Annotated in this window: 20 protein-coding genes; 2 read left to right on the top strand and 18 right to left on the bottom strand. The window is 60.8% G+C overall.

All coding sequences use genetic code 11. The annotated features are described in order from the left end of the window. Positions 1 to 648 precede the first annotated feature (648 nt). From ACSQ83_RS19540 to ACSQ83_RS19620, 17 genes are all read right to left on the bottom strand, one after another. Entirely contained in the window at positions 649 to 1500 is an 852-nt protein-coding gene (locus ACSQ83_RS19540; RefSeq protein WP_436229275.1) for a polysaccharide deacetylase family protein, read from the bottom strand. Between the two features lie 170 nt (positions 1501 to 1670). Beyond that, on the bottom strand, positions 1671 to 2729 hold the full coding sequence (locus ACSQ83_RS19545; protein WP_436229301.1) for a HoxN/HupN/NixA family nickel/cobalt transporter: 1059 nt from the start codon (positions 2727 to 2729) through the stop codon (positions 1671 to 1673). A gap of 67 nt (positions 2730 to 2796) precedes the next feature. Then, positions 2797 to 3801, bottom strand: a complete 1005-nt coding sequence (hypB, locus tag ACSQ83_RS19550) for a hydrogenase nickel incorporation protein HypB (protein ID WP_436229276.1) — start codon at positions 3799 to 3801, stop codon at positions 2797 to 2799. Next, positions 3801 to 4130 carry a hydrogenase maturation nickel metallochaperone HypA gene (hypA, locus tag ACSQ83_RS19555; protein ID WP_436229277.1) on the bottom strand — a complete coding sequence of 110 codons (330 nt, stop codon included), beginning with the start codon at positions 4128 to 4130 and terminating at the stop codon, positions 3801 to 3803. Before hypA ends, hypB begins: the two co-directional genes overlap by 1 nt. A gap of 35 nt (positions 4131 to 4165) precedes the next feature. Beyond that, positions 4166 to 5212, bottom strand: coding sequence for a hydrogenase expression/formation protein HypE (hypE, locus tag ACSQ83_RS19560; RefSeq protein ID WP_436229278.1), 1047 nt, complete (start codon positions 5210 to 5212; stop codon positions 4166 to 4168). Then, positions 5209 to 6390 (bottom strand): hydrogenase formation protein HypD, encoded by a 1182-nt coding sequence (gene hypD, locus ACSQ83_RS19565; protein WP_436229279.1) that lies wholly within the window; start codon positions 6388 to 6390, stop codon positions 5209 to 5211. Before hypD ends, hypE begins: the two co-directional genes overlap by 4 nt. Further along, positions 6387 to 7094, bottom strand: a complete 708-nt coding sequence (locus ACSQ83_RS19570) for a D-sedoheptulose-7-phosphate isomerase (RefSeq protein ID WP_436229280.1) — start codon at positions 7092 to 7094, stop codon at positions 6387 to 6389. Before ACSQ83_RS19570 ends, hypD begins: the two co-directional genes overlap by 4 nt. Continuing rightward, positions 7087 to 7416, bottom strand: coding sequence for a HypC/HybG/HupF family hydrogenase formation chaperone (locus ACSQ83_RS19575; protein WP_436229281.1), 330 nt, complete (start codon positions 7414 to 7416; stop codon positions 7087 to 7089). The genes ACSQ83_RS19570 and ACSQ83_RS19575 overlap by 8 nt, the downstream gene beginning before the upstream one ends. After that, positions 7407 to 9821 carry a carbamoyltransferase HypF gene (gene hypF, locus ACSQ83_RS19580; RefSeq protein ID WP_436229282.1) on the bottom strand — a complete coding sequence of 805 codons (2415 nt, stop codon included), beginning with the start codon at positions 9819 to 9821 and terminating at the stop codon, positions 7407 to 7409. The genes ACSQ83_RS19575 and hypF overlap by 10 nt, the downstream gene beginning before the upstream one ends. An 11-nt stretch (positions 9822 to 9832) precedes the next feature. Beyond that, on the bottom strand, positions 9833 to 9937 hold the full coding sequence (locus ACSQ83_RS19585; RefSeq protein WP_436229283.1) for a DUF6893 family small protein: 105 nt from the start codon (positions 9935 to 9937) through the stop codon (positions 9833 to 9835). Continuing rightward, positions 9934 to 10497: a hydrogenase maturation protease gene (locus ACSQ83_RS19590; RefSeq protein WP_436229284.1), complete on the bottom strand. Its 564-nt coding sequence runs from the start codon at positions 10495 to 10497 to the stop codon at positions 9934 to 9936. The genes ACSQ83_RS19585 and ACSQ83_RS19590 overlap by 4 nt, the downstream gene beginning before the upstream one ends. Further along, positions 10494 to 11891: a hypothetical protein gene (locus ACSQ83_RS19595; protein ID WP_436229285.1), complete on the bottom strand. Its 1398-nt coding sequence runs from the start codon at positions 11889 to 11891 to the stop codon at positions 10494 to 10496. Before ACSQ83_RS19595 ends, ACSQ83_RS19590 begins: the two co-directional genes overlap by 4 nt. Further along, positions 11888 to 12577 carry a DUF6084 family protein gene (locus ACSQ83_RS19600; protein WP_436229286.1) on the bottom strand — a complete coding sequence of 230 codons (690 nt, stop codon included), beginning with the start codon at positions 12575 to 12577 and terminating at the stop codon, positions 11888 to 11890. Before ACSQ83_RS19600 ends, ACSQ83_RS19595 begins: the two co-directional genes overlap by 4 nt. After that, the gene (locus ACSQ83_RS19605) at positions 12570 to 13217 is read right to left on the bottom strand and encodes a DUF5947 family protein (RefSeq protein ID WP_436229287.1); all 648 of its coding nucleotides are present in this window, start codon (positions 13215 to 13217) and stop codon (positions 12570 to 12572) included. The genes ACSQ83_RS19600 and ACSQ83_RS19605 overlap by 8 nt, the downstream gene beginning before the upstream one ends. Continuing rightward, complete coding sequence (locus ACSQ83_RS19610) at positions 13214 to 13753, bottom strand: NifU family protein (protein WP_436229288.1); 540 nt, start codon at positions 13751 to 13753, stop codon at positions 13214 to 13216. The genes ACSQ83_RS19605 and ACSQ83_RS19610 overlap by 4 nt, the downstream gene beginning before the upstream one ends. Beyond that, positions 13750 to 15576 carry a nickel-dependent hydrogenase large subunit gene (locus tag ACSQ83_RS19615; protein WP_436229289.1) on the bottom strand — a complete coding sequence of 609 codons (1827 nt, stop codon included), beginning with the start codon at positions 15574 to 15576 and terminating at the stop codon, positions 13750 to 13752. Before ACSQ83_RS19615 ends, ACSQ83_RS19610 begins: the two co-directional genes overlap by 4 nt. A gap of 89 nt (positions 15577 to 15665) precedes the next feature. Beyond that, positions 15666 to 16724, bottom strand: a complete 1059-nt coding sequence (locus tag ACSQ83_RS19620; RefSeq protein WP_436229290.1) for a hypothetical protein — start codon at positions 16722 to 16724, stop codon at positions 15666 to 15668. Between the two features lie 604 nt (positions 16725 to 17328). Between ACSQ83_RS19620 and ACSQ83_RS19625 the strand changes: the two genes are divergently transcribed. Together ACSQ83_RS19625 and ACSQ83_RS19630 are read left to right on the top strand one after the other, a co-directional pair. Then, positions 17329 to 18234 (top strand): glycosyltransferase family 9 protein, encoded by a 906-nt coding sequence (locus ACSQ83_RS19625; protein ID WP_436229291.1) that lies wholly within the window; start codon positions 17329 to 17331, stop codon positions 18232 to 18234. Further along, a complete protein-coding gene (locus tag ACSQ83_RS19630) occupies positions 18231 to 19160 on the top strand; it encodes a glycosyltransferase family 9 protein (RefSeq protein ID WP_436229292.1) in 930 nt (309 codons plus the stop codon). Before ACSQ83_RS19625 ends, ACSQ83_RS19630 begins: the two co-directional genes overlap by 4 nt. 21 nt (positions 19161 to 19181) lie before the next feature. Here the strand turns inward: ACSQ83_RS19630 and ACSQ83_RS19635 are convergent, their stop codons facing one another. Further along, positions 19182 to 19976 (bottom strand): winged helix-turn-helix domain-containing protein, encoded by a 795-nt coding sequence (locus tag ACSQ83_RS19635; RefSeq protein WP_436229293.1) that lies wholly within the window; start codon positions 19974 to 19976, stop codon positions 19182 to 19184. Positions 19977 to 20717 lie beyond the last annotated feature (741 nt).

Raw genomic sequence — 20717 nt, forward strand, 5'->3', positions numbered from 1 at the left:
GTACGGACTTAACGGCAGTTTGTGCCGATTGTTTAATGCCATAACGGGTATATGAAGCGTGTAAATGAATTATTTGACTTGAATCGGCTCCGCATTGAGGGGCGAATCATACTGAAAATCACTTGCTAAATCAGCCAGAAAAACACTTCAGGCACAGATCAGTCTCGCATATACGACGGAAAATCATGGATGCCCGGAACGCCCGGTCGAATAGCCCAACCGGAATTCGAATGCCGCTAACGGAATCTAACCGCCGTTCCTGCTTTGTCCAAATCGAAAAAGTTACGGAATGTATGTCCCGCTGGATGGGTTGGATGTTCCTCCTCTCTTCACGGGTTGTTGATCCGGGCATTTAGAAAACCTTGCGCGAAACTCCGCAATCTCTCGGTGTGCGCGATTGGCATCGCGCATTTTTGCGGCACTGGCCCTGGCATGCCGCTGTGAGTGGTTGCGCTCGCGATGTTTCCTGCAGCCGCCCGAGCGAACCGCGTCGAAGCGTGGCGTTTTGCCGACGTTACGGTTCGTCCAAGCCAGGAAGCCGTGACGTAAGTGGTGCGCCCTCTAGCTTCGTACAATGCGTAACGTCTCTTACTCGTGGTGCGACAGGACATATCGCCGACGGTCTGTCTGGTTCTGCTTGGCACCGAATTAGAAGGCTTCCCGTAAGGTAACGAAGTGCAACCCTCGCTCTCTGGCGGCATCGAAAATCCGCGGCAATACAGCGAGCAAAACAGGTTGACCGACGTCGGTAATGGCGGCGCCGCCATCGTGAAGCAGCAGGATGTCGCGCGGTGCCAGATCACGCAGCAATCGCTTCGTGACGATTTCCGGGTCGCGCTCGCGGGTATCGAAGCCGCGCCGCGTCCACGCTGCCAGCCTCAGATCGAGCTTTTGCAAGACGGGCTCCAGCAGGACATTGCGCAAGCCCGCCGGTGCGCGAAAAAAAGCCGGCCGCTTGCCTGTCAGTTCGGTCAGCGTACGTTGTGCCGTATCGATTTCCCGGCTCAGCGCGCCCATGCCCGTCACCGAGAACGTGTGCACGTGCTTCTGCGAGTGATTCTCCACGTCATGCCCTCGCGCAACGATCTCGCGGGTCAACGCGGGGTATCGGCGCGCGCATTCGCCGATCAGGAAAAACGTGGCGCGAACCCGGTGTGCGTCGAGCAGGTCGAGAACCTGCGGCGTGACGAGCGGATCAGGACCGTCATCGAGCGTGAGCGCGATGGCGTTCGCGTTGCGCGGGATGTCGGGCAAGCGAGTCCAGTTGGCGCCAAGCAACGTTGAGCGCGGCCATAATCCTGCTGCCGTGACTGCTGCGTGGTTGACCGCCGTGCCGGCCAGCCACCAAGGCCACAACGCCGGCGCAATGGCACAGCCCGCTAGCGCCACTGCATGCCAGGCCACCGTAACCTTCAGCGCGAGGGGAGATCCTGTCACAGGCCAGCGACGCTCGGTCGCCGCATCCGGATCGACTTGCAGTCGCGGATGAAGATTGAGCATGCATGTTCCTTCTTTGATTCTAACTACCGATAACCGTGTTTATACGCTAGTAAAAAATGCACCCCGGCAGAGGGGTTGAGCGCGGTCAAGTTTACCTATTTCCGGCGTAAGGCATTCGGAGTCGCTGGCACTTGTCACGCGCACATGAATTTTAGCGTTTAGCCGTAGCGTCACAGCGTTTTCACGGTGATATCGTCGTAGCGCCTGAGCTTGTAGATCGCGATGGAGACGATCCAGCTCACAATGAATATGCCGATGACGATGTAGCCCAGCAGCCCGAAGTGCTCGTTAAGGCTGCCGATAGAATCCCAGAACGGGCCCTTGAACCCGAAGTTGTCCTGGAGCAAACCCAGCACCTCGATCCCGCCGATCAGCACCGCGACCACGACCGAGACGAACGTGATCGTGATGTTGTAGTAGAGCTTGCGCATGGGCCGGACGAAGGCCCATCGATATGCACCGAGCATCAGGATGCCGTCGGTGGTATCGACCAGCGACATGCCCGCCGTGAACAAGATCGGCAACACGAGCACGGACCAGAACGACAGGCCATGCGACGCCTGGGCCGCCGATATGCCGTACAAGGCAACCTCGGTCGCGGTATCGAATCCGAGCCCGAACAGGAATCCCACCGGATAAAGATGCCAGCTACGCGATACCAGCCTCAACAACGGCCGAAGCAAACGCGACAGGAAGCCGCGATTGTTAAGCAACAGGTCGAGATCGGTTTCGACCAGCGGTTCGCCGCGGCGCACGGCGCGAAACGTCCTGATCACGGACGCCAGCACAACCAGGTTCGCGATGGCCAGCACGAACAGGAACAGCGCTGAAACGCTCGTGCCGATCAGTCCGCCGAACCCTCTCAGGTCATCGAAGTGAGTCGTCAGCACGGTTGCCGCGAACGCAACGCCGACTGTGAGCGCGACAACCACCGTCGAGTGGCCGAGCGAGAAGAACAAGCCGGCGCCGAGCGGACTGCGGCCGATCTGGAGCAGCTTGCGCGTGACGTTATCGATAGCGGCAATGTGGTCCGCATCCACCGCGTGGCGCAACCCGAACGTGTATGCCAAAAGCGCCGTGCCGAGGAGCGCCGGCTGCCCATGAAAGGCCGTCAGCGCCCAGGTCCATGTGATGACATTGAAGACGAGGAGGAGCGCGTAGATACCGGTGATTTTGCGGTGCAGACCTGTTGGGCGGTCGTTAAATAGCTGAGACATTTGTTTTAGCATCATGAGCCTCGCATCCTTGCTCGTACCCTACGCTTCAACACGATCCAACCGCCGATTTGCTCGTGCCTTAGCGCACTGTTTCTGCGACTTCTGCCAACGCGGCCGCTTCCAGCCACGCGTACCACGCTTTCATCCCCGCCCCGGTTTCCGCCGATACCTGCAGTACATCGATCGATGGATTCACCTGCCTTGCATATGCAACGCAGCGTTCAACATCGAAACGCAAATGCGGCAGCAGATCGATCTTGTTCAGCAGCATCAGGCGGCTTGCACGGAACATGTGCGGATACTTGAGCGGTTTGTCTTCGCCCTCGGTCACCGACAGGATCACCACCTTCGCCTGTTCGCCGAGATCGAACAACGCGGGGCACACAAGATTGCCGACGTTCTCGATCATCAGCCACGCATGCGAAGGCGGATCGAGTTGCGCCAGCGCGCGCGACACCATGCCGGCATCGAGATGACAGCCCGTACCCGTGTTGATCTGCACCGCGCGGCAACCGGTCGCGCGAATTCGCTCTGCGTCGTTGAGGGTCGCCTGGTCGCCTTCGATGACCTGGATCGACCGGGTGCTGTGCAACGCCTGGAGATCGCGGATAGTACGTTCAAGCAACGTGGTCTTGCCCGCACCCGGTGAGCTGACGAGGTTCAGCGCGGTGATATGGCGGCTCGCCAGCCAGCCGCGGTTGTGTTCGGCAAGCAACTGGTTCTTCGCCAGGACATCCTGTTCGAGCGCGATCCTCGTGCCGTGGGTTGCTGCGGCGATCGCCGCCTCGGACAGGGCGGCGCCCGGGTGCTCGGGAGCTGCGGGTGTTTGTGCGTGGTGGTGTTCATGGCTGTGCACGCGTCCGTCATGCTCATGAACGCGAGCTTCATGAGCGTGCCGATGCGCGCGTGCATGCAGATGCGCGGCCACACTCGCGCCCGCCGGCCCGGTCGCGAGTTGCCGCCATGAACCCGAATTGTGCGCCGCTCCGCTGTCCCCTTCTGCTGGCGTTTCAATCCGCTCGCCAGTCTCAGGGTCTGTGATCACCGTGCCGGCACCTGTCGAGCAACCGCATGTGGTACACATCAGACCACCTCCATCTGTTTGATCTTCAGTTCGGCGCCGGCCAGCAGTTCGAGATTGACGCTTCCGCACGCGCAGTGTTCGAGCAGGTCGGTCATGTCCACGCTGCCGCCGCAATCAAGGCAGCGCGCCAGGCCCGGTGTCTCGACAATCTCCAGCGTCGCGCCTTCGACCACGGTGTCTTTCGCGCAGACATCGAAGCAAAAGCGGATTGCGTCCGGCATCACCGCCGACAACCGGCCGATCTCCAGCGTCACGCGCAATACCCGAGCGCCCATCGCGCGTTCAGCGCAGAGTTCGACGATACTATTCGCGATGCTCAGTTCATGCATGACGCTGCGCCCCTGTGCCCTTATGTGGAAGCTCGCTAACAGATACGGGGCAATTGCTCGCCCGTCAGCATGTCGACGATTCGCTGTCCGCCGAACACCGTATGCAACACCACAATGCCCTCGGGCTGCGCAACCACTTCGCCGATCACAGCCGCCCGCGTCCCTGCCGGGTGCGCATGCATCGCCGTGAGCACGCTGGACGCGGCGCGCGCGGGAACGATCGCAACCAGCTTGCCTTCGTTCGCCAGATACAGCGGATCCAGGCCGAGGATCTCGCAAGCGCCCTTCACTTCCTCGCGGATCGGCAGCGCGGTTTCCTGGATGCGGATCGCCACACCCGACGACATCGCGAACTCGTTCAGCACGGTTGCTACCCCGCCGCGCGTTGCGTCACGCATGCAGTGAATGTCCTTGCATGCACCCACCATTGCGTCGACCAGCGACCCGAGCGGCGCGCAATCGCTTGCTATATCGGACTGCAATGCAAGCTGCTTTCGCGCGACCAGGATCGCCGCGCCGTGGTCGCCCAGAAAGCCGTTCACGATCGCCACGTCGCCCGGCTGGGCCCGACGCGCGGATATATTCACGCCCTGCGGCACGACGCCCACGCCTGCGGTATTGATGAAGAGCTTGTCCGCGCAACCGCGCTCGACCACCTTGGTGTCACCCGTCACAATAGACACACCTGCTTCGATCGCGACACGCTGCATGCTTGCCGCCACGCGGCGCAAGACATCGACGGCAAGGCCCTCTTCAATCACCATCCCACACGATAGAAACAGCGGTTTCGCCCCCGACATGGCGAGGTCGTTGACCGTGCCCGATACCGCCAGCGTGCCTATGTCGCCGCCCGGGAAAAACAACGGGTCGACGACGTAGCTATCCGTAGTGAACGCAAGCCGGTCGCCCAGACGCGCGAAGTCTTCGAGCGGAAACACCGCCTGGTCTTCAAGCGCGGCGAGCGCGGGGTTGTCGAAGGCGGGGACAAATACGTCCTCGATCAGATCGCGCATCGCCCGGCCACCGCCGCCGTGCGCGAGGTTGATCGTGACATCGCGTAGTCTGCCGATACGGTCGTTCATGCCTGAACTCCCTGCTTGAACGTGGCCGACCCGACGCCGTGCGCATACAACGCCGATGTATCGATGCGTGCATAACGATAATGCGCCGCGCACGCGCCTTCGCTCGATACCATCAACGACCCGAGCGGGGTTTCCGGTGTGCACGCGGTGCCGAATACCTTGCACTGCTGCGGCTTGATCACACCCTTGAGCACTTCCCCGCACTGGCATGATTTTGGATCGGCGATCTTCAGGTTGGCGACGGGAAACTTGCGCTCGGCGTCGCAGGCGGCGAAGCGTTCGCGTATCCGAACGCCGGAGTGATCGATCGATCCCAGCCCGCGCCATTCGAAAAATTCGCGCAACTCGAATACTTGCTCGATCGCCGACAGTGCCTGCGCATTGCCCTCTTCCGGCACAATCCTGCCGTACTGGTTCTCCACCTCGCAGCGGCCTTCTGCGATCTGCCGCAGCACCATCCACACCGATTGCAGCACGTCGAGCGGTTCGAATCCGGCAACTGTAATTGGCCGCCTGTAGTGCTCCGCTATAAAACGATATGGCCGAGTGCCGATCACCATGCTCACGTGTCCGGGTCCGAGGAACCCGTCAAGATGCAGGTCGGGTGAATCGAGAATGGCCTTGATCGTCGGGATGATGGTGATGTGGTTGCAGAACAGCGAGAAATTCTTGATACGTTGGGCGTCAGCTTCCAGCACCGTCATCGCGGTGCTCGGCATGGTGGTTTCAAAACCCAGTCCGAAAAAGATCACCTCGCGATGCGGATTCGCACGCGCAATCGCAAGTGCATCGAGCGGCGAATAGACCATCCGCACATCGGCTCCATCGGCCTTCGCTTTCAACAGGCTCTTGCGTGAACCGGGAACACGCATCGCGTCGCCGAAGGTCGTGAAGATCACTTCAGGCCGCTCGGCGAGCAATACGCAGTCGTCCACGCGGCCCATCGGCAACACGCAGACGGGGCAACCCGGGCCGTGGACGAATTCGACCTCGGGCGGCAGCATCTGGTGAATCCCGTACCTGAAGATGGAATGCGTATGGCCGCCGCAGACCTCCATGATCTGCAACGGCCGTTTAAGGCCACCGCGGTCGCGCGCAATCCGCTCGACCTGCCGGTTGATCTCCAGCGTAAGCGTACGAGCTTTCTCCGGATCACGGAATTCGTCGACGTATTTCATGACATGCGCTCCGCTGCCGCCGTGTTAGCGGCACTCAGGCTGCCACGTTCATCGGCTAGCAGCGTGTGGACTAGGTCCCACAGGATGTGATAGATCGCGACGTGGGTCTCCTGGATGCGATGAACGCTGTCGCTCGGCACCACGAGGCAATGATCGAGCGCACCTGGCGCCGCCATCTTGCCGCCGTCGTGTCCGGAGAGACCAATGGTGACCACGCCCATCTCTCGCGCTTTCGCGAATGCAGCGAGCAGGTTGTCCGAGTTACCGCTGGTCGATACCCCGATCAGCGCGTCGCCGCGACGCGCTTGCGCCACCAGTTGCCGCACGTAGATATGCGCGAAGCCAACGTCGTTACCTACGGCGGTCATCATGGCGGTATCGGCGACGAGGTTGACCGCCGTGAGCGCCGGACGCCCCGCCGTTACCGGATGCAGGAACTCCACCGCAATGTGCGCGGCGTCGCAACTCGAACCGCCGTTGCCCATCGAAAATAGCCTGCCGTCACGGCGATAAACATCCGCAATCGCATGCGCGACAGCGACCACGGCGGTGGCGTTGTCCACGAAGAAGGCGCGCTTCGCGTCGATGCTTGCCTGCGCCTTCTGCGCGACCGATTCGAGCAGCGCGGCATCGAGTTTCGCCGCGTCCTGATGGCCGCCGTGAAGGAACGGATACAGGCCCTGTAGCGCCTGATGTTCAGTCATTGCGCGCTCCATCACGGCGGTTGAGCGTGTCAGGAGGGGGCGGTCCACCGCCCCCTTCCATCATCGCGGCCATCTCCGCCTGCGCCTCGCCAAGTTCACGCAACAGAGAGAGCGTACGCATGGCTTCGGCCTCATCGAGACGACTCATCGCGAAGCCGACATGCACCAGCACCCAGTCACCCACGCATGCGGGCGGCGGCCGGTCGTCATCGACGACGAAGGCGATGTTGATGATCCGCCGCACCCCGCCTACATCGACTAATGCGAGGTTATTGTCCGCGTCGCTGATCTCGACGATCTGTCCCGGGATGCCTAAACACATGACGTACTCCGTGGTTCAACAAACGCGCACGTCAGGGCACGCGCGGCGGTGATGGCCGCTTGCCCGAGTGCGATGCCACCGTCGTTGGACGGTACCTGGCGATGCGTCAGCACATTAAAGCCGCATGCCGCAAGCCGTGCGGCGAGTTGTTCGAACAGCGCGCGGTTCTGCATGACCCCGCCGGAGAGTGCGACGGTACGGACCTGCGTGGATGCAAGCAAACAGAGGGTCATCTGCGTTATGACGATTGCAAGGCCTTTGTGAAAACGTGCGGCTATTGTTGGTACCGGCGTAGCGCGCAGCATGTCGTCGAGCAGCGCGATCCACATGGGTTTCGGGTCGATCAACAGCGAGGTATCGGCTGCCACTATTTCGAACGGATACGCCAGCGTGTCGTCTTCATCGTGGAGCGTACGGGTATCGATCAGCGCTTCGAGTTCGATCGCGGCCTGCCCTTCGTATTGCACGCATTCGCGGCACACGCCGAGTGCTCCGGCGACTGCATCGAACAGACGCCCTGCCGAACTTGCAAGAGGACTATTGATCCCGCCGTCGATCATCTGATCGAGCAGCGTCAATGGACGGTCGGAGAGAAAGTGATGAAGGTCAAGCGTCGCGTAGTGCTTCGCGAAACGCCGCCACCCGAGACTCGCGCACAGATGCGCGTACGTGTTGCGCCACGGCTCATAAACCGCGTGCGTGCCTCCTGGCAGCGCGACCGGCGTGAAGCTCGCAACACGCTTGAAATTCACATAGCCGCCGAGCAAGAATTCGCCGCCCCACAGCGCGTTGCCCAAGCCCATACCAAGCCCGTCAAGCACGATGCCAAGAACGTCAGCGCCCAAACTCACATCATTTTCCGCTAGGCACGCCGCGAGATGCGCATGATGGTGCTGGATCTCGGCGAGCGGCAAATGCCGCTGCCGTGCGATATCGATACCAAGCTTGCGCGACAGATACTCAGGATGCAGGTCGACCGAGACGAAACGTGCGTCATGTTCGAACAGATGTTGATAACGCGCGAGCGACACCGTGTAGTCGCGATACGTCTCGCCGTTTTCCAGTTCGCCAATGTGATGCGAGACGACCGCTTCGCCATCGCGCAAAAGACAGAAGGTGTTTTTTTGCTGTGCGCCCATCGCGAGGACCGGGGGCGCGGCAGAAAAATCGCGCGGCAAACGCAGGGGCGCGGGCGCATAACCGCGCGAGCGGCGCAGCAAGCGCGGTACGCCGCCCATGACCCGCGAGACGGAATCGTCCACACGCCGGGCGATATCGCGGTCGTGCATCAGCCACGCATCGGCCAGGCCGGCGAGGCGCTGGCGAGCTTCGTCGTTATCGATGCATTGCGGTTCGTCGGCGAGATTGCCGCTGGTCAGTACGACCGGACCGTCAAGCAATTGCATCAGCAGATGATGCAGCGGGGTTGGCGGCAGCATGAAACCCAGCGTCACGATACCCGGCGCCACACCCGGAAACGGATCACGTGTACCTCGATCGATCATCGGCATGATGACGATCGGTCCGGCGGCGCTTTCAAGCAGGACCTCGTCTGCTCCGCTTACCACGCAATGACGTTCGATCATTGCCACGTCACGCGCCAGCAGCGCGAACGGCTTGCGCTCGCGACGTTTTAGCACGCGTAGTTTCGCAACGGCCGCATGATCTGAGGCGGAGCATGCAAGCTGAAAACCACCCAGCCCTTTGACGGCGACAATCTTCCCGCGCTGGATCAAGCGGCGGGCGGCATCCAGCGGATCGCCTTCTGCAATTGAACCATCGGCCAGCTCAAGCCACAGACGCGGCCCGCAAGCCGGACACGCAATGGGCTGCGCATGGAAACGCCGGTCGTCCGGATCGTCATATTCGATTGCACAGGCATCACATAACGCGAACGCCGCCATTGTCGTGTTCGGACGGTCATAAGGGATCGCCTGAATGATCGACAAGCGCGGCCCGCAGTGCGTGCAGTTCGTGAACGCATACCCATGACGACGGCTCGACGGGTCGAACGTTTCGTCGGCACACGCCCGGCACGTGACCGCGTCCGGCACCACCCCGGTATGGGCACGGCCGCTCGTGCTCGCAACAATCCGAAAGCCGCCGGAAGGCGGCGGTATCTCGTGCAACGCGCAACGTTCGATGGCATCAATCCGCGCAAGCGGCGGGCACTCGCTTCGCAAACGTTCGACAAAATCATCGAGCGTAGTTGTGTCGGCCCATGCGTGAATCAGCACACCCTCGCTGTCGTTGCCTACATCGCCGCTCACGCCGCAAGCGCGCGCAAGATGCCATACAGTGGGCCTGAAACCTACGCCCTGCACCTGTCCGCGCACACGAATCATCTCTCCGGCCGGGGATATCACGGACGGTGCATCGCTAACCGGCGGCAGGCACAGGCTCATGGCCGTACCCTTCACATGTTGCGGATACGGATATAGCGGCGGATATCCTTCATGTTCGCGACAACGCCAACGATTAGCCCGGACAATAACAAGTACTTCAGCAAGAATTTCATCATGCTCTCCAGTGGTCCTGCGGCACGCTCCCGGCGTCGACCATGGTGGTCCGCGCCCGCATGCTTTCGATCATTGTTTCAATGGCGTCTACTGCTTCGTCCACGGCCGCCGCGACGGGTTCGCTCAGCCCCATGCGGCCCTCCTGCCCATCTTCCGTGCCGAGACTTTCCGGCTCACAACCGATTAGAACGATGCGTCCGGCTTCACCACCCATCGCTTGCACGGCCTGAAGGACTTTCGCCGGATCGAGGTCATGCGGCGACAACAAGACGGGAGAAGCATCGCCTGTGTAACCTTCATTGGCGTTCTTTGCGGAAGGCTCGATGACGTAGAGCGTGCCCGGCGGCCCGTCCCGATGCGTTGCATCGACGAGGATGGCAACATCCACGCCATCCAGCAGCGCGTAATACAGGTCGATCCCCCGGATTCCATAGTCGATCACGCGGACATCCGGCGGCCACGCATCGATTCGTCTTTCGTGCAGACGCCGTACGACTTCGACGCCGAAGCCGTCGTCACCCAGGAAGACGTTGCCGATACCCGCCACCAGGATCGAAGTCATGACGACCGCCCCTCGCGCAACGGCTCGATCTCGTCGGGTGCGAAAAAGAAACGATGACCCGGCATGCGTGCAAGGCCGAAGTCGCGCCCGGGATCGCAGTCAATCGTCACCGCTACGTGAACGTGATCCTCGAAATCGCGCTCGATCGATTCGATAGTCGCTATCTGGTCGCGCAAAGCGAGGTCGAAGATATCGGCGCGGGCGTGGGGATGGAGTACAACGCGCGAGCCGACCTGCAACGCCACGCCGTCGACGTTGACGCACGCAAGACGAGGCATGGCGTCAAGTTCGGCCCACGGCGCCGTATCTTCGGGGGCCTCTCCCGCTTCCTCGGACACATCCCGCCAGCCGGTATCCACGCGCACCTCGCGCAAGGTCCCGTGCAGCCGCTGCAAGTCGTTCGCGGAGAGGCTTTCCGTGCGTTCGAGCAGCGCGCGCGAACGTTCATCGCCTGCGGCCATCTCGCGCTTTTCGGCATCGGTCATGGTGAGGATTCGCAGCGTCAGAATCTCGTCGATCTCGGTGGCGTCGAAGAGATCGCCCGCGCTTTCCGGCGCGACCTGCGGATAGTCGTAGAGGATGATGGGCGCCGCGAGCATGGTGTCGTGGCGTTCACCGGAACCGACCAGAACGGGCCATAAACCCATGTTCTTGCAACTCGCGACTGCTTCCGCCAACTCGTCCGGTGGTTCGATCGACGAGACGAATGCGGCGCCCTCCACGGCCAGCACCGCATGGCACGACAACAGCGCAAACGATGAAGCGGCATCGCGATTCAAACGCTGCGGTTCATCAACCGGCGTCACGTTGACTATGCGGACCGTCAGCCTGAAAGTGCCTTCACCGATCTGCGTAGCGCAGCACTCGACGCGACCTTCGATCGCCGCCCGTGTGCGCACAAGCACTCCGTGCACGCGGCCGTCCGTTTCCGTCAGCGGTTCCACGGCGCGGCTGCCCGCCAGTGAAAACGGCAACCGTAATCCCTGTCTACATAATTCGCCAAGCGTCAATACGGGAACCTCGACGTGCTGCTCACCAGCTTCCTGCCACGCGTCGAAACGCCGGCCGCCGACTTCCAGCGAAACCACCGATCGGGACGACGAACCCTCATCCAGTGCCGTACCCGCCGCCGCTGGCTCGTTCAGTTCACGCACATCCCGTTCGATCAAATGCAGGAAACATGGGCGCACCGTCACCCGCGTTTCGTCGCCGCCTTCAATCAGGCATTCGGTTTGCATAATCGACGCATCGCTGCCGGACCAGTCGGCCCATGTCTGCGGATACACGCTGCCAAAGGTCCAGCGCTGCCGATTCTTCACCGACGATGCTCGATACGGATAAAGCATGTATCCCTCATACAGCACGGCCTGAACGATCCCTTCGATGGCGTTCATTGCAAGCCTCCGTGCTCAGGCCACGCCGGTTCGCTGCGGCGCTCGTCCAACAAGGCCGTGAGCGCTTCGTCCCAGCCGGTCAAGCCTTGCTCTATGCGGTAACGCTCCAGCCGCTCAAAGACCCCGCGTTGCACCGACAGCCATGCGATGTTCGGGTAGTAGTAATCGCGCATCGCCCGCCAGGTCGCTACCGGCAGGCGGAACGCGGCTTCCTTGTGCCAGGGAACACGCGCGACCTGCAGCGTGCCGTCACTCTCGCGATAAAAAATCGTGCCACTGAATTGCAGCATCAACGGAATTTCGCCGTCGCCCAGCGCATCGAAATACTTGGCCGCCGCGACATTGAAGTCGAACGTGCACGGCACCGGCAGATCGACCGTGCAGGTATCGGTGAACGAAGGAACGGCCGCACTTGCGTGGGTCCACAGCAGGGTCCGCAACGTCTGCGACCAGCGCTGGGGTACACCGAATAATTCGCTGAGGCGCGCCTGATCGACCGGCTGATAAGTTCGCCGGGTCGCTTCTATCTGTATCTGGCAATGCAGCGCGAGACTGGCGATTTCCTCTTGCGCCGTCGGCGGCTCCGACGAGCCTTTATTGGTCACGCGCAGCTTGAACAACAGCAGCGGTGACACCGAATGCAGCGCGACCTCAGCACCCTCGACGACGAAGTCAAGATCAGGCATTCGGCACTCCCTCGGGCAAACGCTCGCCCACTTTCAGCGCCGCAAAACACGCGTGGATTGCGCGCCACGCATCTACACCGCCCGACAATCCGCGCCAGCGCGCCCGGATCACGCCGGTCAGCGCATAACACTGGTCGATAGGCACGCGGAAATACTCGCGCGCGCCTTCCACGCGATTCACCAACAGCGCTTCGACATCAGGTTCGAGCGTGTCGAGCATAGGGTTGTCGGCAACCAGACGGTCCCACGCGCTCAGATCAAGCGCCGACTGCAGCGCGCCGGCAGCGCCCGGGTACATCGCAATCACACGTTGCGCGGTCGAGTCCCTATAGAAAAACGCAATGCCGATCGGGATCGCCAACGCGTCCCATTGTTCATCGCTCAGATGAAACTCCTTGAGCCAGCGAACGTTGTCCGGCACGCGCTTGTAGCGCGCGTTTTGCTGGTTTCCGAACAGCAACGCGCACGCGCGGCAGCAGCAACGCAGCGCGTTTTGTTCCATCTCGACCAGATGAGGATGAGTGCCGTCGAGCGGTTCGCCGCACAGCTCGCAGAGAGCAGTCAGCGGCGGCCGGGCGAACGTGCGCAGCGCAGCGACCCAGCCGCGTTGCCCGGGTTGTTCCCCTGCGCGTGCGTTCATGATGTTGGCAGCGTTGCGACAAACCGCAGCTCGTGGACATTGACGTCCGGCATCCCGTCTATTTCAATGCGCGCCACGTCCGGCGCCTGTTCGAAGATCGCCCGCTCGATATCGTTCTGCACATCGGCAGGCGTGACGTGCTTGCCAGTCAGCACGCCCGCCAGGCGAACGCGTACCAGGTCCTCCCGTGCATCGACCAGTTCGATCCTTACGCCTTGCGCACCAAGCGGCGCCCGCAGCCCGTCCACCGCGTGCGCGACGCGGCTTGCCAGGTCCTGCGGATGCAGCCCATGCAGCAACAACAATGCGCTGACCTGTTTGTCCCGCACCAGCCGGGCGACGATCGGACCCTCGGCGCCATCCGCCTCGGTCACGATCTCGGCCAGCCGGGCGAGACCGCTTGCATGCAACTCGAGCACCACCTGCAACAGAGCCTGCGCAATATCGCGGGCATGCGTTTCGTCCAAAGTCCACAGCGCTGCAATCAGTTCATCGATGCGCCGCTGTTGTTCTTCAAGCACGCGCGCGTCGCTCATGAGTGCCCTCCCGGCTTCATGCCCGGCGGAACGCCAAAGGTGGGCGAATGCGCGACATCGACGGTCTTGCCATCCCCGACATACATATGAACGCCGCACGGCAGACATGGATCGAAGCTGCGCACAGCACGCATGATGTCGATGCCCTTGAACTTGTCCGGCCCGTTCTCTTCGAAGATGGGCGTGTTTTGCACGGCGTCTTCGTACGGTCCGGGCGTGCCGTAGATATCGCGCGGATTCGCATTCCACGGGGTTGGCGGATACGGGTGGTAGTTCGCTATCTTGCCGCCCTTGATCACCAGATGATGCGACAACACCCCGCGCACCGCTTCATGAAAACCGCAGCCGATGGCTTCGTCGGGTACCTCGAACGGCGTGAAGGTGCGTGTATGGCCCGCATGCAATTCGGCCAGCGCCTTCTCCGCGAAATGCAGCGCACACGCCGCCGCATAGGCCTGGAAATAGGTCCGCGCGCGGTCACGTTCAATCGCGTTGCTCCACTTCGGGATCTTCCATTCGAACTCGACTTCGGGTTTAAGCGCGGTCTTCGGCAAATAAATCTTCACGCTGTGCCCCGTCGACTTCACATAGCCGATATCCACCAGGCCCGCGAGCGCGGTCGCCCACAACCGTGCGATCGGACCGCCGCCGGTATCGAGCGCGAGGTAATCGCCCGTGCGCTTGTCGTACCAGCGCGGTGACATCACCCACGTGTAGTTGCCGTCGAACTTGCGTTTCTGCGGCCGCGGCAACGTGGTCTGGTTCCACGGATGCTTGCGGTCGATCGGATTGCCGAGCGGATCTTGCCGGACAAAGGTTTCCTCATGATCCCAGTCATCGTAGAACGAGCTGCCCAGCAAAATCCGGATATTCAGGTTGATCTCGACCAGATCGGTGGTCACGAGTTCGCCGTCCACCACTACGCCCGGTGTGACGAACATGCTGCGGCCCCAGTCGGTCATCGACTTGTAGTTGTAGTCACATACGTCCGGGTCCTGGAACGAACCCCAGCAGCCCAGCAGGATGCGCCGGCGGCCGACTTCCTCGTAGCCCGGCAGCGCTTCATAAAAGAAATCGAACAGGTCGTCATGCAGCGGCACGACCTTCTTCATGAACTCCACATACTTCATCAGCCGCGTGATGTAGTCGGTGAAAAGCTGCACGGTCGGTACCGTCCCCACGCCACCCGGATATAGCGTTGACGGATGCACGTGCCGCCCTTCCATCAGGCAGAACATCTCGCGCGTATAACGGCTTACATGCAGCGTCTCGCGATAGAACTCGCCCGTGAACGGATTCAGCGCGGTCATGATGTCCGCGATGGTCTTGTAGCCGTGGATCTCCGCATGCGGCGCGGCGGCCTTCTGCGCTTTCGCCCAAACGCCGGGGTTGGTCTCCTTGACCATCTGCTCGCAGAAATCCACGCCAACCAGGTTGTCCTGGAAGATGTTGTGATCGAACATGTACTCGGCCGCTTCGCCAAGATTGACGATCCATTCCGCGATGTTCGGCGGCTTTATGCCGTAGGCCATGTTTTGCGCATACACCGAGCAGGTCGCGTGGTTGTCGCCGCAGATGCCGCAGATACGGCTGGTAATGAAATGCGAGTCGCGTGGGTCCTTGCCCTTCATGAAGATGCTGTAGCCGCGAAAAATCGACGACGTGCTGTAGCACTCGGCGACCTTGCGTTGCTCGAAATCGATCTTCGTATAAATGCCGAGACTGCCGACGATCCGCGTGATCGGGTCCCAGTTCATCTCGACCAGTTTGGCAGGCTGTGACGCCTGGCCCGACTTCAATTCAGGTGCCGCGATATCCGCCATGACCCCCTCCTGGATACTTCTGTCTCTCGCGGAAACCGTCGTAATGCTAACCATCAGCGACGGTTTCCATGCCTGTTCCACAAAGCCGTTCAGCGACGATAGCCAGTCGTCAGCGTGGGACGGTTATGCCGCCATTTCGGTTCCTGGTTGACGGTCGAATTGGTCAGCTTGCGCAGGCTGCGGATCAGTCCGCCGTAAGACTTGATGAGATTCGACGAAAGGACCGCGCCCGGGGGCTCGTCCATGAACGGCATGAACTTGTCAGGGAACCCGGGCATGGTGCAGCCGATACAGATTCCTCCGACGTTCGGGCACCCGCCCACGCCGTTGATCCAGCCGCGTTTGGGGACGTTACAGTTGACCACCGGCCCCCAGCATCCGAGCTTGACGATACAGTTCGGACTGCCATATTCCTTCGCGAAAAGAGCCTGTTCGTAGGAGCCCGCGCGATCGCAACCGTCGTGCACCGTGCGCTGGAACAGCCACTTGGGACGAAGCGCCGCGTCCAGCGGAATCATGGGGGCGAGGCCTGCGAGTTGATACAGCAGGTATAGCAGCGTCTCCATGAAGTTGTCTGGCTGAACCGGACAACCTGGGACGTTCACGATAGGCAGGCCGGCTTTCGATTTCCAGTCCCAGCCAAGATAGTCTGCTAGGCCCATGCAACCCGTGGGATTGCCTTCCATCGCATGAATGCCGCCGTAGGTCGCGCACGTGCCCGCACCAACCACGGCCAGCGCTTTAGGCGCGAGGCGGTCAAGCCATTGCGGGATCGTGATGGGTTCATGCGTGTCGGGGTCCGTTCCCATGGCGGCCCAGTACCCCTCTCGATTGATTTTCTCGTTCGGAATCGAACCTTCCATGACCAGCACGAAGTTATCCATCTCATCCCGCGCTGCAGCATGAAACGGCGCCATGAATTCCGAGCCGTTTTCATAAGCCAGCACCGGATTGTGCAGATGAACCTTCGGCAGTCCGGGAATTGCGCCGAGCAGCACGTCTTCAATGCTGGGCTGAGTAGCGGCGGTAATCGATACGGAATCGCCGTCGCAACCGAGGCCCGCGGTGATCCACAGGATGTGTACTTCTTTCAGTGCAGGGGCGTGTTGAGTCTTGCGGCCATAGGGAATGGCGCTTACCGGATCCATGATGGAACCTCCTCGCCTGCTGGCGAATGTGTGACGTCCCCGCGGATTGCAACGTGTCCGTTGCCGGCCGTGGCGGGGAACCGCCTTTGGCGAACAAGCGGTCGCAGCGATCAATGGTTAGTCGCCATAGCCGGGCTGTTCGCTCGTCTCTCCGGTGCGCGTCGGGCCGATAGTTAGACCGTGACTAACCCTATCGCCTGCATGACCGTGTTTTTTATTCTCTTAAATATAGTTCGTAACGGCGGTCAATCAACCGGTTTCTGCGAAGGTTTTCCCGGATTGGATTGATAACGCGGCACCTTCGCTGACGGTCGGGTTTCTTAATACGCAAAGGAGAGATACTTGTTAAGCACTCGGGCGCGGAAGAGATCGCGCTCGCCGGAAACGACCATCACACGCACATCCGACACACGGCGGTCACGTGAATACCGCATGATCCGATTCTCCATCGGTACTTTCTGCCATGAAACTTTCCGCTTCTTAAGCGTTGGTAAGTTCTGCCGTAACCTACGTAATGGAACGTGATCTTAGACTGCCTCCGGCTTGGGGATCCGTCCCGAGCGGAAAACTCCCCCGACAGCGGAGTGCCTCGCCGGAAGCATGTATGCACGCAACCCAGCCACTGTCGAGTGTGGCATTGATCCTTTCGTCGGCGCTCGGCGACTCGCTGCTGATGATGACCGTTGCACGCAACCTTCGATTGAACGGCGTGGCGGTCACGGTGTTCGGCCAGCAAATCAATACCATGCGGAGCTGGTTTCCCGGCATGGATATTGAACCCGAACTGAGGCCAGACGACTGCGCGGAACAACTCGCCCGCTTCGACACGGTGATCCAGCTCCACGCCAACAAGCCGTTCGTGAACCTTGAGCGGCTGCATCCCAAGGTCATCATCCTGGCCCACCTGTGCAGCGCCAATTCGACAGAGTCGATGGCCGAACGCCTCACCCGTTTCTGCCGCGACGAACTGCGCCTTACCCTCGTCGATAAGGGCAACGGCATCACGCCCCTGCCCGGTTTGATGCATCGTCAACGTTCGCTGCGTGTGGCGATCCATCCGATGGCAAGCACGACTGACAAATGCTGGCTGCCGTCTCGCTTTATCGGGCTTGCGATCAAGCTGCGGGACAGCGGCTTTGATCCGCAATTTGTCGTGGCGCCCGAGGAACGCGCGCACTGGACGCATATTGAGAAATTCGGGCTCACGCTCGCCGATCTTGGACCGCTCGATCAGGTCGCCGCGTGGCTCTACGAGTCGGGCTGGTTCATCGGTAACGATTCAGGCGTGGGCCATCTTGCATCGAGCCTCGAGATCCCGACGCTATCGCTCTTCATGCGCCGCGGTACTGCCCGCACATGGCGTCCGGGCTGGGGTGTGGGACAGGTTCTGATCGGCAGCGCGTATCTGCCGACCGGGCGGCTCAAGGAGCGTTACTGGAAATACATGCTGTCGGTGAACAAGGTATCTCAGGCATTCGACCGGCTGCGCGCACTGACTGCGAGCGCATGAATACGTCCATCACATCGTCCGCTCTTCGCGCCCCGGTCGGCCGGGTAGCGTTCGTCGCGTCCAACGCAATCGGCGACACGCTCGTGTCGATGGTGATCGTCAGGAACCTGATCGACAACGGCATCGACGTCACCGTTTATGGCACGCCCGCGCATGCGCTGCGCCACTGGTTTCCCGGCGTTACTATCCATGCACTTCCGAACGACGGCCTCACTGTTGCGTTCGCCTCGTACGACACGGTCTTCCAGATGCAGTGGAACCAGCCGCTGCGCGATCTCGTCGATGTTCATCCTCACGTGGTCACGTTGCATGACGTTGAATTTGGCGACCGGCCGGGCTGCATGGCGCAGCGCTTCGCTGACTTTTGCCGGGACGATCTGGCGTTGAGCACGCCGGTGCTGGATAACGGCATGACAGCACCTGCAAGCCTCGTGCATCGAAGGAATGGCAAGCGCGTGATGATTCATCCGGAGGCCAGCACCGAGGACAAGCGTTGGTTCTCGCACCGCTTCGTGAGGCTTGCCCAGCGCTTGCGCAAGCGCGGTTATGACGTGCAGTTCGTGATTGCGCCGCATGAGCGCGAACGCTGGCGTCACCTCGCGGCGCTCGATATTCCGGCGCCTCATTTTGCAGATCTGCATGAGCTTGCGTGCTGCGTGTATGAGTCGGGCTGGTTTATTGGCAATGACTCGGGCATTGGCCATCTTGCGTCCAATCTTGGCATTCCAAGCCTGAGCCTGTTCCGGCGTCGGCGGGTGGCGGAGCGGTGGCGGCCCGCGTGGGGCGTGGTCGATGTGGTGTTGCCGTGGCAGTGGGTGCCGACCGCGTATCTGAAAGAGAAACTATGGCGGCAGACGCTGACGTGTAACCGCGTGCTAACGGCGTTCGCGCGGCTGACACGGCAGGCAGCGCGCATGAACGGTTGAACGTAGCAGTGAGCGCGACGGCTAAGCGTAGCTGCTCGCTGCAGAGACTTGCTTGCGTGCCGGTTCCAGCGGCTTGACATCGAGTTCATCGTATTCCCCAGGAGCGGTGTTCATCCCGGACGGGGTGAAGACATAACCGCGTCCTCGGATGGTCTGGATCAGGCGAGGCATTGACGGGTCGGCTTCGACAATTCGCCGCAATCGGCAGACGAGTACGTCCAGTGAGCGGTCGCAATGTCCTTCGCCGGCGCCGCGCAATTTATCGGCGATGATGCGTCGTGACAGCACCCCGAGCGGATGTTCCGCGAATAGGCGCAGCAATGCGAACGTGCTCGAATGGAGGGCGACGGGCACGCCGCGGCGGGTCAGCATGTGAGCGCGGAAATCGAGGACGAAATCGCCGATGGTGCATCTTCCTGTTGTACTCGCCGGCGTTCGGGATTTGTGTGGCGCGCGGCGCAGTACGTTCTCGACTCTCGATAGCAGTTCGCGTGGATTGCACGGCATTCTGATGTAATCATCGGCGCCGAGTTCGAGGCATACGATCAGTTCCACCGAGTCGAGGGTGTCTCCGATCACGATTACCGGTGTGTCATGGCCGGCGTGTTGCAAGGCCCGGAGCACGGCCGATGCGTTCATGTCGGGCAGGCCATCGCGCAGCACGATTAACGCGGGGACATCGTTGTGGTTCATGGCGGTGATTAATGCGCTGCCGCTGCTGAGCGTGTGGACGTCGGTGTAGCGGGTTTTCAAGGCATCGCGAAGGTTCCCGTGGATGGACGGGTTGGCCTCTACAAAAAAGATGCGGGTTTTCATTTGGGATCATCAGGGATAGGAGGGGTTTTTTGTGGCCGATCACAGGTTCTTGCGTTGGCGGTCGAAGTCGGTGCTGGGTTGCTAGGTTTTAGGGTTAGCGGTCGGGTTCATTGCCGGGTTGCTGCTTTTTAGGTTTTTGCGCGTTTTATCTTGGCTGATTTCTTTATCACTATTAGCCACTGCGCGTGGCGGCGCGTCATTTCTTGGTCCTTAGCGACAAAGAAACGAAGCAAAGAAAACGCTTTCAACTCTCTAAAAATTAAGTGTCCACAGCGTGCAGTTCCATTTCATGGGTACCCCAAAAGTACGGTGCTCGCCAGAGCGAAGGATGTGTGAAACCCTCCTTCTCGCGAATCCTGACAGTAAAACGCTTCGCCCCGTACGCTCTCGGGCAAGCACCAGTGCCCCACGTTCCCGCACGGCCGCACGCGTATTTGCCGCTGTGGTGCTTCGCGGGTTAGCTATTAGTTTGCATTGTTATTTGTCGGTTTTAGGCCTTACGCATTCTGCAGGTAGTTTAAAAATGGTTCGGCATGCGTACAAATTCGGTGGAAGGTTTTCCGCGGATAGCGCGGGGCGCTCCTTGGGCGGGTTCAGTCGTTAGTGCTAGCCCGAGAGCGTACGGGGCGAAGCGTTTTACTGTCAGGATTCGCGAGAAGGAGGGGTTCAAACATCCTAAGCTCTTGCGAGCACCGTGCTTTTGGGGCACCCATGAAATGGAACTGCACGCTGTGGACACTT

This window comes from Caballeronia sp. LjRoot29, from assembly GCF_964252755.1.
Classification (GTDB): Bacteria; Pseudomonadota; Gammaproteobacteria; order Burkholderiales; family Burkholderiaceae; genus Caballeronia.